Here is a 17,345-nt window from a genome sequence, read left to right as displayed (position 1 = left end):
AGCCAACCATGCCCGATAACACCCGCCGCGCCCGTGACGAAGCCTTCTGGCAAACGTTCGCTGATCGTTACGACATTCAATCCGGGCCCGTAAACCTGGAGAACGGTTATTTCGGGCGCATGTCGCGCACGGTGATCGAGGAGTACCAGCGCAATATCGAGCTGATCAACAACAGTAACTCGGTGTACGTGCGCCAACGTTTCGAACAGCACGACAACCTCGATATCCGCGCGCAACTGGCCGAGCTGATTGGCGTACGCGCGCAGAGCGTGGCGTTTACCCGCAACGCCACCGAAGGCCTGCAATCGCTGATTCGCAACTACAAGCGCTTACAGCCGGGCGATCAGGTGCTGATCAGCGATCTGGAATACGACACGGTCAAAGGCGCCATGCGCTGGCTCGCCAGGCAGCGCGGCGCCGAGGTGATCGAGATTGCCCACGCGCACCCGGCAAGCTACGACAGCTTGGTGAAGACTTACCGCGAAGCCTTCGTCGGTCATCCAAAAATCAAGCTGATGGCCCTGACTCACGTCACTCACCGCACCGGTCTGGTGATGCCGGTGCAAGCCATCGCAGCGCTCGCCAAAGAACATGGCGTCGACGTCATCCTCGACGGCGCCCATGCACTCGGTCAGATCGAGTTCGACCTTGATGCCCTCGGCATCGCGTTCGCCGGGTACAACCTGCACAAATGGATCGGTGCACCGCTCACCCTCGGCTTCCTCTATATCGCGCCGCAACGCCTGGCCGACATTGATCCGGACATGGGTGAAATGCATTACCCGGCCAATGACATCCGCGCGCGAACTTCGTACAGCACGCCCAACATTCCGGCGCTGATGACCTTGCCGCTGGTGTTCGAGGAGCACCGCTCCCTCGGCGGCGCACCGGCCAAAGGTGCTCGCCTCAATTATCTGCGCAACCTGTGGGTCAGCGCGGTGCGGCACTTGCCGGGCATCGAGGTGATGACGCCAGACGATCCACGGCTGTATTGCGGCATCACCTCCATGCGCTTCACCCGGCATGACGATCAACAGGCGATGGCCGAGCGCTTGCTCAATGACTACAACCTGTTCACCGTAGTGCGCCACGGCGCAGCCAGCGGGCCGAGCATCCGCATTACACCGGGGCTGACCACCACCGCTGCCGAGATGCAACTACTGGTGCGCGCACTGAACGAGCTGCGCTAAAACACCGCGCCCGTGGGTTTTTCGTAGCCGGCAAGGCCGATCTGCGACGACACCGCAAAGGTGTCGACGCCGATCGTCTGGCAACCGAAGTAGCCATCCTCCACACCCGCTCCGGCAAGCGGTCGCAACTCCAGCCGCGAGGCGTCATTCCCGACGGTCTCACAGCGACAGGCACAGGACAGGTGCAGCCGTCCGTTCCAGGCTTCGTGATGTGTTTGCGAACCTTGATCGTCGCTGGCGATGCACACGCTCATGGCGATGCACGAAGCGCCGCCAGGGTATTGGTCCGGGTAAATACTGGTAAACCGCACGAGGCCCTGGCTGTCGGTCGACTGAGTACCGCACAGGATGTCGGCGCCAAGGTGCTGTTCGATCCGGACCCGGGCGCCGACGACCGGTTCACCGGTCATGGCGTCGACCAGGGCCAGACGCAAAACCAGCGGCAGGCCTTCGATGCCGCCACTGATGTTGCGCACCTTGCCTTCGGTTTTGCGCCAATCGAAGCTGTCAGGGATATGAGTTTGCCGTTGCCGCAGAGGATGGGACAAGGCTACTGATTGATGGTCGTCCATGGGGCGTTCTCTCTTCCGTAAGATGAACGCAGATTAGCGCCACGCAAACGCGGCTGTGCGGTAACTATGTATCGCGTCGTAACGGTGTCGATGTAGGAGCTGCCGAAGGCTGCGATCTTTTGATGTTGGCGCTCAAGAGCAAGGTCAAAAGATCGCAGCCTCGTTACACTCGACAGCTCCTACATAGCCTCTACATAGCAATTTTCAGGCAAAAAAAAACGGTGCACCGACCAAGCGCACCGTAAAGCCGTAGAACACACAACGAAGTGTCTGGTAACAATCAGTCCAGCAGCGCCAGTGCCTCAGCGGTGCATTCCTGAATACGGGCCCAGTCGCCGTTCTTGATCCACTCCGGATCAAGCATCCAGCTACCGCCCACGCACATGACGTTTTTCAGCGCCATGTAGCTCTTGATGTTGGCCGGGCCGACGCCGCCAGTCGGGCAGAATTTCACTTCGCCGAACGGGCCGCCGAGGGCTTTGATTGCCGCCACGCCACCGCTGACTTCAGCCGGGAACAGCTTGAAGCGGCGATAACCCAGACCGTAGCCTTCCATGATGCCGGAGGCGTTGCTGATGCCCGGCAACAGCGGAATTGGGCTGTCGACACTGGCTTCGAGCAGGTCACGGGTGATGCCCGGGGTGACGATGAATTGCGAGCCAGCGGCTTCGGCTGCCGCGAGCATGTTGCGATCGAGCACGGTGCCGGCACCGGTCATCAGTTCCGGACGCTGGTCGCGCAGGATCTGGATGGCCTTGAGGCCGAACTGCGAACGCAGGGTCACTTCGAGCGCGGTGAGACCACCGGCAGCCAGTGCGTCGGCCAGTGGCAGCACGTCCTGTTCGCGAGCGATGGTGATCACCGGCAGGATCCGCGCCTTGGCGCAGAGGCTGTCGATCAGGGCAACTTTGTCCGCCATGGAAACGGTCGGGGATGGGGTTGTCATAGCGGCTGTTCCTTGGCTCATGGGCACCAGTAAATCTCTAACGTAGGTTGCAGAAACGCGCGCACCGGCATGGCGGCGACGTCGTCGGATGCCAGTGCGGCATTCAGGGTGGTCAGTTTCGATTGACCGGAAATCGACAGAATCTTGTGTTTCGCCGAAGCCAGCAGCGCACGGCTCATGGTCAGGCGCTGACGCGGCACGCTCGGCGCCAGCATCGGCCAGCAACGGCGCGTGCCATCAGCCTGCAAGGCTTCAGCGAGGTTCGGGCTGTCGGGGAACAGCGACGCGGTGTGGCCGTCATCGCCCATGCCCAGCACCAGCACGTCAATCGGCGGCAATTCGGCGAGCAAGCGGTCAGCCTGCTCGGCAGCCTGCTCGACGTTGGCCGCCGCGCTGTAAAGGCTGAGGAACTGCGCCTTGGCCGCCGGGCCTTTGAGCAAGTATTGCTTGAGCAAACCGGCATTGCTGTCGGCATGCTCGACCGGCACCCAGCGTTCGTCGGCGAGGGTCACGACGACCTTCGACCAGTCCAGCTCCTGCTTGGCCAGGTGCTGGAAAAACGCCACCGGACTGCGACCACCAGACACCACCAGCACCGCGTTGCCGCGTGCCGCAATGGCTTCGCTCAATTGCTTGGCGACGTTCAGTGCCAGACCTTCGGCCAACAGCACCGGGCTCTTGTATTCGTGGGCATTCACGCCCGCCGGCAGTTGCACATCAGATATCGCCATACCACGACCTCCCGTCCCGCGTGATCAATGCAATGGAGCTCATCGGCCCCCACGACCCGGCCGCATACGGCTTGGGCGCGTCACCGGATTTTTTCCACCCGGCGATCAGTTGGTCACACCACTTCCACGCGGCTTCGATTTCATCTTTACGGACAAACAGGTTCTGATTGCCGTTCATCACTTCCAGCAACAACCGCTCGTAGGCATCGGGGATCCGCGCGCTACGCCAGGTGTCGGAGAAATTCAGTTGCAGCGGGCCGCTGCGCAGTTGCATGCCTTTGTCCAGGCCCTGCTCCTTGGTCATCACGCGCAGGGAAATGCCTTCGTCCGGTTGCAGACGGATGATCAGTTTGTTGCTGATCTGCAGGCGTTGTTCCGGCGCGAAAATATAGTGCGACGGTTCCTTGAAGTGGATGACGATCTGCGACAGTTTCTGCGGCATGCGCTTGCCGGTCCGCAGGTAGAACGGCACGCCGGCCCAGCGCCAGTTGCGGATGTCGGCACGCAGAGCGACGAAAGTTTCGGTGTCGCTCTGGGTATTGGAATTCGGCTCTTCGAGGTAACCCGGCACGGATTTGCCTTCGCTGTGGCCGGCGATGTACTGGCCGCGCACCACCTGAGTGGTCAGGCCTTCCGGGCTGATCGGCGCCAGGGCCTTGAGCACTTTTACTTTCTCGTCACGGATGCTGTCGGCGGACAGGTCAGCCGGCGGGTCCATGGCGATCAGGCAGAGCAGCTGCAACAGGTGATTCTGAATCATGTCGCGCAGTTGGCCGGCCTTGTCGAAATAGCCCCAACGGCCTTCGATGCCCACCTTCTCGGCCACGGTGATTTCCACGTGGGAGATGTAATTCTGGTTCCACTGGGTTTCGAACAGGCTGTTGGCGAAACGCAGGGCGATCAGGTTCTGAACGGTTTCTTTGCCCAGGTAGTGGTCGATGCGGTAGGTGCGATTCTCCGGGAAGAACTGCGCTACGGCGTCGTTAACCTTGCGCGAGGATTCGAGGTCGGAGCCGATCGGTTTTTCCAGGACCACGCGGGTGTTTTCTGCCAGTCCGACTTTCGCCAGGTTCTCGCAGATCGCGCCGTACACTGCTGCCGGCGTGGCGAAGTAGGCAATCATGCGTTGCGTGCTGCCGGCCAGTTCAGCCAGCGCTACATAATCTTCAGCTTTGAGGAAGTCGACGTGCAGGTAAGTCAGGCGCGCGAGAAAACGCTCAGCGACCGCCTCGTCCAGCTCTTTACCCACGTAACGGCGCAATTCGGCGGCGATGAACGCCAGGTGTTGCTGCTCGCTGCCAGCTTCACGGGCCAACGCGATGATGCGCGTGTCCTCGTGCAGCAGGTCGGCGCCATCGAGGTGATAAAGGGCAGGAAACAGCTTGCGCAGGGCCAGATCGCCAAGCGCGCCGAACAAGGCAAAGGTGCACGGTTCAACCGTAATCGAAGGCATGATGTTTGTTCTTTTATCAAGTTAAGCTACAAATACCTTTTTTCAAGGCATCACTCAAGGGAAAATGTAGTAATAACGACAACATTTTCGCAAAATACAGATTCCGAGTGGTGGTCGGTCGGAGCCATCAGTAGGATAGGCCACCGTTACGGGCCATATCAAAGGCCCAATTTGCATAGCCCGGCGCACCTTTGCGTCGGTGAATCAGGAATTCCATATGGACCGCGTGCGAAATTTACTGGAACAGATCCAGAGTCGCCTTGAAGAGCTGAACAAGGCCGAACGTAAGGTCGCCGAGGTGATCCTGCTCAACCCGCAGCAGGCCACCCGCTTCAGCATCGCCGCCCTCGCCCAGGCGGCTTCGGTGAGCGAACCGACGGTCAACCGTTTCTGCCGCTCGTTCGGTGTCAGCGGCTATCCCGAACTCAAGCTGCAACTGGCCCAGAGCCTGGCCAGTGGCGCGGCGTATGTCAGCCGGGCGGTCGAGGCTGACGACAATCCCGAGGCGTACACGCAGAAGATTTTCGGCAGCGCCATCGCCTCGCTGGACAGTGCGTGTCAGGCGCTCGATCCGAACCTGATCAGCCGCGCCGTCGACCTGTTGATTCAGGCGCGGCAGATCCACTTCTTCGGCCTCGGCGCTTCGGCACCGGTGGCGCTGGATGCGCAGCACAAGTTCTTTCGCTTCAACCTCGCCGTCACCGCGCACGCCGATGTGCTGATGCAGCGGATGATTGCGTCGGTGGCGCACACCGGTGAGCTGTTCGTGATCATTTCCTACACCGGTCGCACCCGTGAGCTGGTCGAGGTGGCGCGCATTGCTCGCGAGAACGGCGCTTCGGTATTGGGTCTGACGGCGGAGAACTCGCCGCTGGCCAAGGCGAGTACCTTGAGCCTGAACATTCCGCTGCCGGAAGACACCGACATTTATATGCCGATGACTTCGCGGATCATTCAGTTGACCGTGCTGGATGTGTTGGCGACCGGGATGACCTTGCGTCGCGGGGTGGATTTCCAGCCGCATCTGCGCAAGATCAAAGAGAGCTTGAATGCCAGCCGGTATCCGGTTGGGGATGAATTCAACTAAAGATCAGAAGCCCCTCACCCCAGCCCTCTCCCCGAGGGAGAGGGGGCAGACCGAGTTGTCTTGCGCTATACATCGACCTGAAACACCGAGTCGATTATGGATTCAACGTCATTCGTTCAGGTCGGCGAATCTCTCGCCCCCCCCATTCGGTCCCCTCTCCCCCGGGAGAGGGCTAGGGTGAGGGGCTACGATGTGACTGACACACTCAAGCCGCCGCCCACGCCTGCAAACTCAAATGCGCCTTTTCCCCTGGCGCCAAGTGCAGGCTGTCGGTGCCACCCGCCGCCGCTTCCACGCAGACAAACTCCGAAATCTCATCCCAGCTCACGCCCAACAACGGCCGCGCTCCGGGATGCCAGACCACCGTGTCCGCACTGTCACCGGTATCGATGCACAACTCGCGCTGCCAGGCGTGATCTTTCAACTGCAATTCGCCGTCGTGCTGGAACACTCGCTGACAGCCGCCATCGACCCGCAATTCGCCTTCCTGCTGGCAGATCTGCCGATTCAACTGGTCATAACCCTGCGCCCCTTCAAGCCCAGACAGCGCTATCTCACCGACATCGCCAATACGCCAGTACGCATGCAAAGCCTGGCTCAACTGGCACGGCATGTCGTCCTGATGCTCGGTGCTCAGGCGCAATTCCATGCGTTCGCCCAAATGGGCATGCAGGTCAACCTGCCAGTCACACAGCTGCAACTGCCAGTGCAGGCGCACGCCATCGTCAGCGGTGCTGCTGTCGAGCAACTTCCAGTCAAGCAGTCGCGCCCAACCATGCGATGGCCAGGCGTTTTCGCTCGGATGACGGCCATACCACGGCCAGCACACCGGCACGCCACCACGGATGGCCCCCACGTGCGGCCACTTCGCCGCACACCACAACCACGGTTTTTGCCCACGCGGCTGAAAGTGCAGCAACTGTGCGCCCTGACGACTGAACACCGCCTGACACAGCGGATGATCAATCACCAACACGTCGCGCATCTGATAGCGCTCCCAGGCGAACACCGGTTGTTCACGCAGGGATTTGAAGAAGCGTTGTAGCGGATGCTCATGCATTTGCCACGGTTCCGAATTCATCTGTTACGGGCTGCGCCAGCCCCCAAAAAAAAGCGGACAGCCTTGGCTGTCCGCAAATATGCGCACATAGAGAGGAGCTTATCGCAGACGCGTTAGAACGTAGACTGAATTTTCAGGCCAGCGACCAATGCGTTGTCCACTTCATCCACACCACCCGGGTGAGTGATGTACTGCAGGTTAGGACGTACGGTCAGCCAGTTGGTGACGTGGAAGCCGTAGTTGATCTCGTAGTTGTATTCGGTTTCACGAATTGGCGAGAACACCGGGTTGTCGTAATCCGAAACACCGTTGGAAGCGTTCAGCAGTTCGGCGTTTTTCTTCACGTCATCGTTGACGTGGATACGCGCCGCGCCGATACCGACGTCATCCTTCGGACGCGCGTCGAACGGGCCTTTGTAGACAAACATCACCGACTGGTAGTTGTCGATGAAGTTGGTGTCTTTGTCGTGGAACGTGGCGTTGGCGGCGATATTCAGACCGCGCGAGGCATCACCGTTATGGCTGGTGAGTTGCTGTTGCGCCACGAACCAGTAGCCGCTTTTGCTGCTGTGGGTTTTGTACGCGTCGCCGGTGGTTGCCGCGTCAAAACCGTTGACGTCTTCACGAACGTCGTCGGCATCGGCCGTGCTCTTGTAGTAACCGACGCGGTATTCGCCCGGCAGGCTGTTGACCTTCGGCGACCAGACCAGCTCGACCGGAAGAACGGTACCTTTGGTGCCGCTGCCGCTGAGTTTGAAACCGTTGCCGTGTTCCAGCTGCGACGGGTTCTGGTTGTACGCGCCGATCTGCGCGTAGAGCTCGTCGTTGATGTTGTACTTCACACGGATCGCGGCCTGGCTGACTGGCCAGTTGTACCAGATGTTGGTCGCCCAGTTACCCACTTGCGAACCGCAGAACGCGAGGTTCTGGAAGTCGCACGGGAAGGTGTTGAAGTCTTCGCCTTCACCGAAGTAACCGGCCTTGACGTCGAGTTTGTTGTCGAAGAACTGGTGCTGAATCCACAACTGGGTCAGACGCACCATGTGGCCACGGCCATAAACTTCTTGCGACGAACTCAAGGTGCCGGCACGCGGATCGCCAACGCGGTCGTTGGAGATGTTGTAGCCGTTACGGTTGGTCAGCTGGATCTTCGCCTGAGTGTTATCCCAGCCCCAGAGCTTTTGCAGATCGAGTGCCACGCCCAGACCGAACTGGTCAGCGTAACGCGCGGTCTTGTCGTCGTTGTAGCCACCGTTCAGGTTGCCACCGACTTCCCCAACGTAGTCAGCCTTGATGTCGATACCCTGCTCGATCAGCTTGGTACGCTCGCCACCCCAGTCACCGGTCATCCATTTCGAGTCGGAGCTGAAGGCATCCGCCGCCATGGCGTTACCGGCCAGCACCAAGGCCGCCGCAGCCGACACTTGGCAGATCAACCGGGCATTGACGTGTTTCTTTTTCATCCCTACATCCTCGTCTTTATTGTTATTAACTGTTTTTATCTAACGCGGTTTACATAAAGTGCGATGGATTACAGGCAATCCACCGCGTGCTCCTTTTGGAATCCAATCCCTGTGGGAGCTGGCTTGCCAGCGATGGCGGTGCTTCAGGCGACATCCATGTTGGATGTGCCGGCCTCATCGCTGGCAAGCCAGCTCCCACATGACCGCATTCCAGCATTGATCTTCAGCGGCCTTTGAATTGCGCCACGTTCGCAGACCGCGCATCGGTCTGCGGTTGGCCGGCAGTGCCGAGGCGCTCACCGGTATTGGCATCAAACAACAACACTTTTGACGGATCGAACTGCAGCGTCAGGTTTTCGCCCACCTGCGGTGCCACGTCTGGCGCCAGTCGGCAGCAGACCTTGGTGTCATTCAAATTGACGAACACCAGGGTGTCCGGACCGGTCGGTTCGGTGACCTGCACTTCGGCGCGGATGCTTGGCAAGCCGTTGCCCTCGCCGTTCGCCAGTACGATCTGCTCCGGGCGCAGGCCGAGGATCACTTCGCGATCTTCGAGGCCGGCGTCCTGCATGCTCATCGGCAGTTCACAACGCGCCTGGCCGCTGTCGAGCAGCGCCAGCAGTCGGCCGTCCTTGCGCTGCAGGCGCAGCGGGATGAAGTTCATCGGCGGCGAACCGATGAAGCTCGCCACGAACAGGTTGGCCGGGTCGTTGTAGATGTCTTTCGGCGTGCCGAACTGCTGGATGATGCCGTCCTTCATCACCGCCACCTTGTCGCCCAGGGTCATCGCTTCGATCTGGTCGTGGGTCACGTAGACCGTGGTGGTTTTCAGGCGCTGGTGCATCAGTTTCATTTCGGTGCGCATCTCGACGCGCAGCTTGGCGTCGAGGTTGGACAGCGGTTCGTCGAACAGATAAATCTTCGGCCGCCGCGCCAGGGCACGGCCCATCGCCACACGCTGTTGCTGACCACCGGAGAGCTGACCCGGCTTGCGGTTCAACAGGTGTTCGATCTGCAACAGCTTGGCCACGCGCGCGACTTCTTCGTCGATCGCCGCCTGCGGCATCTTGCGGATCTTCAGACCGAATTCGATGTTTTCACGCACGCTCATGGTCGGGTACAGCGCGTAGGACTGGAACACCATGGCGATGTCACGATCCTTCGGGCTCATGCCGCTGACGTCCTGATCACCGATCATGATCGCGCCGCCGGTGATGGTTTCCAGACCGGCGATGCAGTTCATCAGGGTCGACTTGCCGCAGCCCGACGGGCCGACGAGGATCAGGAACTCACCGTCCTTGATCGACAGTTCGATGTTCTTCAAGGTGTCCGGCAGGCCGGCACCGTAGGTCTTGTTGACGTTGCGAAGTTCGAGCGTTGCCATGATTACCCCTTGACTGCGCCGGCTGTCAGCCCGCGCACGAAATACTTGCCTGCGACCACATAGACCAGCAGGGTCGGCAGGCCGGCGATCATCGCCGCTGCCATATCAACGTTGTATTCCTTGGCGCCGGTGCTGGTGTTGACCAGGTTGTTCAGCGCCACCGTGATCGGTTGCGAATCACCGCTGGAGAACACCACACCGAACAGGAAGTCGTTCCAGATCTGAGTGAACTGCCAGATCAGGCAGACCATGATGATCGGCGTCGACATCGGCAGAATGATGCGGCGGAAAATCGTGAAGAAACCCGCGCCGTCGAGACGTGCAGCTTTTACCAGCGCATCCGGAATGCTCACGTAGTAGTTACGGAAGAACAGCGTGGTGAACGCCAGACCGTAAACCACATGGATAAACACCAGACCGGTGGTGGTGCTCGCCAGGCCCATCTTGCCGAGGGTGAACGAGGCCGGCAGCAGCACGGTCTGGAACGGCAGGAAGCAGCCGAACAACAGCAGACCGAAGAACAACTGCGAACCACGGAAGCGCCAGAACGACAGTACATAACCGTTCAACGCACCGATGGCGGTGGAGATGATTACGGCCGGAACGGTGATCTTGATCGAGTTCCAGAAGTAACCGTCAACCGTGGCCCAGGCCTTGACCCAGCCGATGCCGCTGACCACGGTCGGCCAGCTCAGCAGGTTGCCGGTGCTGATGTCTTCCGGGGTCTTGAAGCTGGTCAGCAACATGACCACCAGCGGCACCAGATAAAGCAGTACGGCGATGATCAGCACCGCGTAGATCGCGATGCGACTCAGGCTGATAGCAGGTTTGGCGGCGAGACTAGTCATTGCGCTTGGTCCTCAGCTCGGAATACAGGTAAGGCACGATGATCGCGAGGATCGCGCCGAGCATCAGAATCGCACTGGCCGAGCCCATGCCCATCTGGCCGCGACTGAAGGTGAAGGAATACATGAACATCGCCGGCAGGTCGGAGGAATAACCCGGGCCACCAGCGGTCATCGCCGCGACCAGGTCGAAGCTCTTGATCGCGATGTGCGCCAGAATCATCACTGCACTGAAGAACACCGGACGCAGGCTTGGCAGCACCACTTTCCAGTAGATCGTCGGCATGCTCGCGCCATCGATCTGCGCGGCACGGATGATCGACTGATCAACGCCACGCAGGCCGGCGAGGAACATCGCCATGATGAAGCCCGAGGCTTGCCACACAGCGGCGATCACCAGGCAATAGACCACGCGATCGGGGTCGATCAGCCAGTCGAGACGGAAGCCTTCCCAGCCCCAGTCACGCAACAATTTGTCCAGGCCCATGCCCGGGTTGAGCAGCCATTTCCACGCGGTACCGGTGACGATCATCGAGAGCGCCATCGGGTACAGGTAAATGGTGCGGATAAAGCCTTCGCGACGGATACGCTGGTCGAGGAACACCGCCAGCAATACACCGATCACCAAGGTGATGCCGATGAACATGCCACCGAACACTGCGAGGTTCTTGCTCGCGACCCACCAGCGATCGTTGTCGAACAACCGCGCGTATTGCGCCAGACCGGCCCACTTGTAGTTGGGCAAGAAGGTCGAGGTGGTGAACGACAGAACGAACGTCCACAGGATGTAGCCATAGAAGCCCACCAGCACGATGAACATGCTCGGCGCCAGCACCAGTTTCGGTAGCCAGCGTTGCAATGCATCGAACGGCGAGGCCTTGCTGAACACAGCAACAGAACTCATGGGGAAATCCAGTACAGGGAATAAAAACTACAGTGAGATCCCTTGTGGGAGCGAGCCTGCTCGCGAATGCGGTGAGTCAGTCGACGGATGGAGCAACTGACACAATGCCTTCGCGAGCAGGCTCGCTCCCACAGGAGAAGCCTGTGCTACCGACGCTTATTTGGACGACTTGATCGCTGCGCCAAGTTTCTTGGCGGTGTCGGCCGGGTCGGCTTTCGGGTCGTTGATGTAGTTGGTCACAACATCAAAGAACGCGCCTTGCACCGCCAGCGTGGTCGCCATGTTGTGCGCCATGCTCGGTTGCAGGCCGCCGGACTTGGCGTCCGCCAGGAAGTCTTTGGCAGCAGTCTGGGCGCAGGAGTCGAAGCCGAGCTTGTCCATGTTGTTCAACATGTCGTTGCGAACCGGGATCGAGCCTTTGTTGATGCTGAAGACTTTCTGGAAGTTTTCACCCAGTACGACTTTGGCGATGTCCTGCTGACCGGCCGCAGTGCCTGCGTCCTTCTGCTTGAACACGGCCAGCGAGTCGATGTTGTAGGTGAACGCCTTGTCGGTGCCCGGGAAAGCTACGCACTCGTAGTCCTTGCCGGCGACTTTCTTGGCAGCGGTCCATTCGGACTTGGCCCAGTCACCCATGATCTGCATGCCGGCCTTGCCGTTGATGACCTTGGCCGCTTCCAGGTTCCAGTCCTGACCCTTGCCATCGGCGTCCATGTAGGTCGCGACTTTCTTCAGTTCGGTCAGCGCCTTGACCATTTCCGGGCCGGTCAGCGCGGCATTGTCCAGGTCAACCAGGGCTTTCTTGTAACCATCGACACCCATGACCGACAGCACCACGGCTTCGAACACGGTGCTGTCCTGCCAAGGCTGACCGCCGTGAGCCAACGGAATGAAGCCCGCCGCTTTCAGCTTGTCGCCAGCGGCATAGAATTCTTCGAGGGTGGTCGGGTTCTTGGTGATCCCGGCTTTCTTGAACACTTCCGGGTTGATCCACAGCCAGTTCACGCGGTGAATGTTCACCGGCACGGCCACGTAATCACCGTCGTACTTCACGGTATCGGAGACTTTCTTGTCGAGCAGGCTGTCCCACTTTTCGGACTTGGCGACGTCTTTCAATACGTCGGTGTCGAGCAGGCCGGTCGACGCCCATTCCTGGATGTCCGGGCCTTTGATCTGGGCTACGCCAGGCGGGTTGCCGGCAACGGCACGGCTTTTCAGCACGGTCATGGCAGTTGCACCGCCGCCACCGGCGACAGCGCCGTCTTTCCAGGTGAAACCGTCTTTTTCGACTTGGGCCTTGAGCACGTCAACGGCCGCTTTTTCGCCACCGGACGTCCACCAGTGCACGACTTCGACCGAACCTTTGGATTCGGCAGCGGAAACACTGAGAGGCAGAATTGCGAGCGGGAACAGGGAGGCGACAGAAATGACAGTAGCGAGGCGAGAAATCGCATTCATCTGAGATGTACCTTTCTTGTTGTTATGCATTGCAAGTCTGGTGCTTGCGCTGCACAGGAGTTTAAACAGGGCGTATCCCTTCGCAGGTAACGAAGGGATGCGCGAATGTCACCACATGGTTACACAGGAGTGCTCCGGGACAACTGCGCCAAAGCGGTCGCCATGCTCGGCGACAAGGGTAGACGCGGGATCAGAACGGCTTGCCAGGCGTGATACAGATCGGGTTTGCCCGGCCAGATATCGGCACTTGGCTGGTTTTGCGGATTGAGTTCGTGGTGCCAGCTGCCGTTGCAACGGTCGATGAAATTTACTTCGCAGAATTCCCAGAACAGCCGGTACCAGGTTTCGTATTGCGCATCGCCGGTGCGTTTGAGCAAGGCACTGGCAGCGGCGCTGGCCTCGGCGTGCGTCCAGTGCAGGCGATGGCGGACGACGGATTTATTGTCCCAGTCGAGGGTGTAGACGATGCCCGGCGCGCCATCGACGTCCCAGCCGTGACGGCAGTTGTTCTCGAACAGTTTTGCCGCATCAGTGGCGAGCCAACCGGGCGTGAGCATGCCGGCCTGCACCCGCGCCGCTTCGAGGTGCAGCAGCAGCCGCGCCCATTCGAAACCGTGGCCCGGCGTGGTGCCGTAAGGACGGAAGCCGTCGGCGGGATTGTCGTGGTTGTATTCACGCAGCGGCTGCCAGTCGCGGTCGAAGTGCTCGATGACCATGTAACCGTTTCCGGCAGCGTGACCGTGGATCACCCGCTCGACGATGCGTTGCGCACGTACCAGCCAGCGCGGATCTTCAGTGACATCGGCCAGCGCGAGAAACGCTTCGGTGGCGTGCATGTTGCTGTTAGCGCCGCGATAGGCTTCTTCTTCACTCCAGTCGCGATTGAAGAATTCGCGCATCGCGCCCTCTTCCTCGCTCCAGAAATACGTGTCGATGATGTCGATGGCGTCATCCAGCAACGCCTGGGCGCCAGGACGTTGTGCGACCACTGCGGAGCTGGCGGCCAGTGCGACAAAGGCATGCAGATAGGCGTTCTTGCCCGTGTTGTCATCGCGGTGTTCGGCCACCGCAAACCAGCCACCGTGCAGGGCGTCGCGCAACGGCCCGCGCAAGGCCGCGATGCCGTGATCGACCAGTTCGGCAAAACCCGGCAGGCCCTGAATGTGGGCCATGGCGAAGCTGTGGGTCATGCGCGCAGTGTTCATGGTTTCGGCTTGTGCGTGCGCTGGCAAACGGCCGCGCTCGTCGAGGTTGCCGAAGCCTTCGGGCAGTTTCGAGGCCTTGGCGAAATCCAGCAGGCGCAGGCCTTCGGCGGCGAGCCATTGCTGGTGGGCAGGGGCATTCAGCCAACTGCTGAAGCCGGGTTGGAAGAGATCCATGGGTGGCCTTTTTTGTTGTTATGACTGCGGCAGTCTAAACAACGGGCCGGGGTGGTCTTGTAACGAAGGGGGCGGTGTTTGTCACCGGATCGTGACAAAAGAACAACCCTCACCCCAGCCCTCTCCCAGAGGTAGAGGGGGCCGACCGAGTGGTGCTGAGTTATCCGCCGACCTGACACATCGAGTCGATTATGGATTCGCTACCGGACTTCCAGGTCCGCGTATCTCTGCAGCATCCCCCGATCAATCCCCTCTCCCGGAGGGGAGGGGGCCGACCGAGTGGTGCTGGGTTATCCGCCGACCTGACACATCGAGTCGATTATGGATTCGCTACCGGACTTCCAGGTCGGCGTATCTCTGCAGCATCCCCCGATCAATCCCCTCTCCCGGAGGGGGAGGGGGCCGACCGAGTGGTGCTGGGTTATCCGCCGACCTGACACATCGAGTCGATTATGGATTCGCTACCGGACTTCCAGGTCGGCGTATCTCTGCAACATCCCCCGATCAGTCCCCTCTCCCTCCGGGAGAGGGTTAGGGTGAGGGAAAGCTTTTGACTCAATCCGCCGAACGCGGCAATTGCAGGGTCACGCGCAAGCCACCCTCACGCAAATTCTGCAACGTCACTTCCCCACCATGACTGTGGGCAATGTTGCGTGCGATGCCCAAACCCAGACCATAACCCTGCTGCTGCCCCGCCAGCCTAAAGTGCGGCTCGAACACCTGCTCCAGCCGCTGCTCGGGGACACCCGGCCCTTCATCGTCGACGTGCAGAACAAACGCGCGCTCATCGTCGTCGATGTGCAAATGCGCGTTCTGCCCGTACTTCAACGCGTTGTCGATCAGGTTACCGATGCAGCGCTTCAATGCCAGCGGCTTGCCCGGATAAGCTGCCAGCGCCTTGCCCTGCTGCGTCACCCGACCGTTGCCATTGGGCGCCAGATACGGCTCGACCAGACAATCAAGCACATGGTTGAGATCCACCGGTTCGATGTTCTCGTGGATGTCGGTGTCCTTCACGCATTGCAGTGCGCCTTTGACCAGCAGTTCCAACTCATCCAGATCGCGGCCGAATTTGGCTTGCAGCTTCTCGTCTTCAAGCAATTCGACGCGCAAACGCAAACGGGTGATCGGCGTGCGCAGGTCATGGGAAATCGCGCTGAACAACTGGCTGCGCTCGGTCAGGTAGCGACTGATGCGCTCGCGCATGGTGTTGAAGGCGCGGCCCACTTCGACCACTTCACTGCCGCCACCCTCGGCCACTGGCTCCACGTCAGCGCCCAGCGACAGATCCCGCGCGGCGCGCGCCAGGCGCTTGAGCGGGCGGCTCTGCCAATGCACCAGCAGGCCGATGAACAGCAGCAGGAATCCGCTGGTGAGGACGATGAACCACACCTGTTGCGAGGGCAGGCCCTGCTCTTCAAGGCTGGTGTACGGCTCGGGCAACAGTGAGGCGATGTACAGCCATTCGCCCGGGGCCATTTGAATCTGGGTAACCAGCACAGGTGGATTCACCGGTTCCAGGGTCAACGCGTAATGCGCCCAGGAGCGTGGCAGCTCATCGAGTTTCAGCCCGGCGTTGAAAATGCGCAGGTCTTCGGGACTGACAAAGGTCACCGAAATATCCGTGTCATTACCGAGGGTCTGACGCAGCACTTCGTCGACCGCTTTCATCACCGCCGCTTTGCGCGGCGTCACCGGTAGCACGTCCATGCCCAACGGTTTGTCGTTGAGGGTCACGACGAAGCGGGTACCGCCCATGCTGCGCAATTGATCCAACACCAACGGTCGATAAGCCACCGGCAACGAGCGGAAATAACTGACGCTGGCAGTCATCGAATGGGCGAGACTGCGGGCACTGGTAACCAGGCCTTCGAGCTGCGTGGCGCGCAGTTGAGAGACCCAGATCACGCTCGATAATGTCTGCGCAAACAACACCGCGAGCAGGGTCAGCAGCAACATCCGCCCAAGCAGCGAACGCGGCACCGGCACTCTGGCGGCGAATTTGCGCAGCGACTCAGTGACCATTGCCGGCAACCACGTTGGCTGCCAGTTGGTAGCCGCTGCCGCGTACGGTGCGAATCAGCCGTGGCGGTTTTTCCGTGTCGCGCAAGCGTTGGCGCAAACGGCTGACGGCCATGTCGACGATGCGATCGAGCGGCATCAGGTCGCGGCCACGGGTGGCGTTGCCGATGGTGTCACGGTCAAGGATTTCCTGCGGATGATCGAGAAACAGTTTCAGCAGGGCGAAGTCGGCACCGGAGAGAATCACTTCCTCGCCATCGGTGTGAAACAGCCGATGGCTGACCATGTCCAGGCGCCATTCATCGAAGGCCAGCACGTCGCTGCCACTGCGCTCCTGACCGAATTGCGCACGCCGCAGCAACGCCTTGATGCGCGCCTGCAGTTCGCGGGGGCTGAAGGGTTTGCCGAGGTAATCGTCGGCGCCGAGTTCCAGGCCGATCACGCGGTCGGCTTCGTCGGAACTGGCGGTGAGCATGATGATCGGCACCTGCGCTTGACGCGGATGCTGGCGCACCCAACGGCAGAGGCTGAAGCCGTCTTCGTCGGGCAGCATGACATCGAGGATCACCAGATCGCTCGGCGCCTCGTTGAGGGCCTGGCGGAAACTGGCACCGTCGGCGGTGGCCCTTACCTGAAACCCGGCGCGGGTCAGGTAGGTTTCCAGCAACTCGCGTATTTCCTGGTCGTCATCGACCAACAATATCGACTTGTTGACTGAGCTCACTTCGAAGGCATCCTTGTTGTTGGAATTGGGGCGGATTATGCCTGATGAACCTTGGAAATTTGTTGTCTGTTCTGGCCTCATCGCTGGCAAGCCAGCTCCCACACGGATCTGTGTCGTTCACAAAACC

At 60.2% G+C, this 17,345-nt stretch carries 15 protein-coding genes; 2 read left to right on the top strand and 13 right to left on the bottom strand.

The window, feature by feature from the left end; genetic code table 11:
• Positions 1 to 8 precede the first annotated feature (8 nt).
• Positions 9 to 1,190 carry an aminotransferase class V-fold PLP-dependent enzyme gene (locus tag QZR14_RS17745; protein ID WP_311997256.1) on the top strand — a complete coding sequence of 394 codons (1,182 nt, stop codon included), beginning with the start codon at positions 9 to 11 and terminating at the stop codon, positions 1,188 to 1,190.
• Here QZR14_RS17745 and QZR14_RS17740 read toward each other — a convergent pair.
• The 4 genes from QZR14_RS17740 to zwf all read right to left on the bottom strand — a co-directional run bounded on the left by QZR14_RS17740 (position 1,187) and on the right by zwf (position 4,892).
• Entirely contained in the window at positions 1,187 to 1,762 is a 576-nt protein-coding gene (locus tag QZR14_RS17740; RefSeq protein WP_311997255.1) for a hypothetical protein, read from the bottom strand. The genes QZR14_RS17745 and QZR14_RS17740 overlap by 4 nt on opposite strands.
• Positions 1,763 to 2,042: 280 nt before the next feature.
• Positions 2,043 to 2,708, bottom strand: coding sequence for a bifunctional 4-hydroxy-2-oxoglutarate aldolase/2-dehydro-3-deoxy-phosphogluconate aldolase (locus QZR14_RS17735; protein ID WP_008082815.1), 666 nt, complete (start codon positions 2,706 to 2,708; stop codon positions 2,043 to 2,045).
• 17 nt (positions 2,709 to 2,725) lie between these two features.
• Positions 2,726 to 3,439 (bottom strand): 6-phosphogluconolactonase, encoded by a 714-nt coding sequence (gene pgl, locus QZR14_RS17730; protein ID WP_250607470.1) that lies wholly within the window; start codon positions 3,437 to 3,439, stop codon positions 2,726 to 2,728.
• Entirely contained in the window at positions 3,426 to 4,892 is a 1,467-nt protein-coding gene (zwf, locus tag QZR14_RS17725; RefSeq protein ID WP_250607472.1) for a glucose-6-phosphate dehydrogenase, read from the bottom strand. Before zwf ends, pgl begins: the two co-directional genes overlap by 14 nt.
• 226 nt (positions 4,893 to 5,118) lie before the next feature.
• On the opposite strand from zwf, the gene QZR14_RS17720 reads away from it, so the two are divergent.
• Positions 5,119 to 5,979 (top strand): MurR/RpiR family transcriptional regulator, encoded by an 861-nt coding sequence (locus QZR14_RS17720; protein WP_169842436.1) that lies wholly within the window; start codon positions 5,119 to 5,121, stop codon positions 5,977 to 5,979.
• 205 nt (positions 5,980 to 6,184) lie between these two features.
• Here the strand turns inward: QZR14_RS17720 and QZR14_RS17715 are convergent, their stop codons facing one another.
• The 9 genes from QZR14_RS17715 to QZR14_RS17675 all read right to left on the bottom strand — a co-directional run bounded on the left by QZR14_RS17715 (position 6,185) and on the right by QZR14_RS17675 (position 17,218).
• On the bottom strand, positions 6,185 to 7,039 hold the full coding sequence (locus QZR14_RS17715; protein WP_311997299.1) for a D-hexose-6-phosphate mutarotase: 855 nt from the start codon (positions 7,037 to 7,039) through the stop codon (positions 6,185 to 6,187).
• Positions 7,040 to 7,152: 113 nt separating this feature from the next.
• Positions 7,153 to 8,502 (bottom strand): carbohydrate porin, encoded by a 1,350-nt coding sequence (locus QZR14_RS17710; RefSeq protein WP_007917870.1) that lies wholly within the window; start codon positions 8,500 to 8,502, stop codon positions 7,153 to 7,155.
• 223 nt (positions 8,503 to 8,725) lie between these two features.
• On the bottom strand, positions 8,726 to 9,886 hold the full coding sequence (locus QZR14_RS17705; RefSeq protein WP_250607476.1) for an ABC transporter ATP-binding protein: 1,161 nt from the start codon (positions 9,884 to 9,886) through the stop codon (positions 8,726 to 8,728).
• Positions 9,887 to 9,888: 2 nt separating this feature from the next.
• Positions 9,889 to 10,734 carry a carbohydrate ABC transporter permease gene (locus tag QZR14_RS17700; protein WP_093430462.1) on the bottom strand — a complete coding sequence of 282 codons (846 nt, stop codon included), beginning with the start codon at positions 10,732 to 10,734 and terminating at the stop codon, positions 9,889 to 9,891.
• Positions 10,727 to 11,635 (bottom strand): carbohydrate ABC transporter permease, encoded by a 909-nt coding sequence (locus QZR14_RS17695; RefSeq protein ID WP_007917874.1) that lies wholly within the window; start codon positions 11,633 to 11,635, stop codon positions 10,727 to 10,729. Before QZR14_RS17695 ends, QZR14_RS17700 begins: the two co-directional genes overlap by 8 nt.
• 156 nt (positions 11,636 to 11,791) lie before the next feature.
• Positions 11,792 to 13,093 (bottom strand): ABC transporter substrate-binding protein, encoded by a 1,302-nt coding sequence (locus tag QZR14_RS17690; protein WP_016983700.1) that lies wholly within the window; start codon positions 13,091 to 13,093, stop codon positions 11,792 to 11,794.
• A gap of 119 nt (positions 13,094 to 13,212) precedes the next feature.
• Complete coding sequence (locus QZR14_RS17685) at positions 13,213 to 14,472, bottom strand: D-mannose isomerase (RefSeq protein WP_311997254.1); 1,260 nt, start codon at positions 14,470 to 14,472, stop codon at positions 13,213 to 13,215.
• A 555-nt stretch (positions 14,473 to 15,027) separates the two neighbouring features.
• A complete protein-coding gene (locus tag QZR14_RS17680) occupies positions 15,028 to 16,497 on the bottom strand; it encodes an ATP-binding protein (RefSeq protein ID WP_311997253.1) in 1,470 nt (489 codons plus the stop codon).
• Positions 16,487 to 17,218, bottom strand: coding sequence for a response regulator (locus QZR14_RS17675; RefSeq protein WP_003227460.1), 732 nt, complete (start codon positions 17,216 to 17,218; stop codon positions 16,487 to 16,489). Before QZR14_RS17675 ends, QZR14_RS17680 begins: the two co-directional genes overlap by 11 nt.
• Between the last annotated feature and the right edge of the window lie 127 nt (positions 17,219 to 17,345).

Source organism: Pseudomonas sp. rhizo66, assembly GCF_031931925.1.
Lineage (GTDB): Bacteria > Pseudomonadota > Gammaproteobacteria > Pseudomonadales > Pseudomonadaceae > Aquipseudomonas.
Note: the sequence above shows the minus strand (reverse complement) of the source record. Positions and strands in the feature narration are given on the sequence as shown.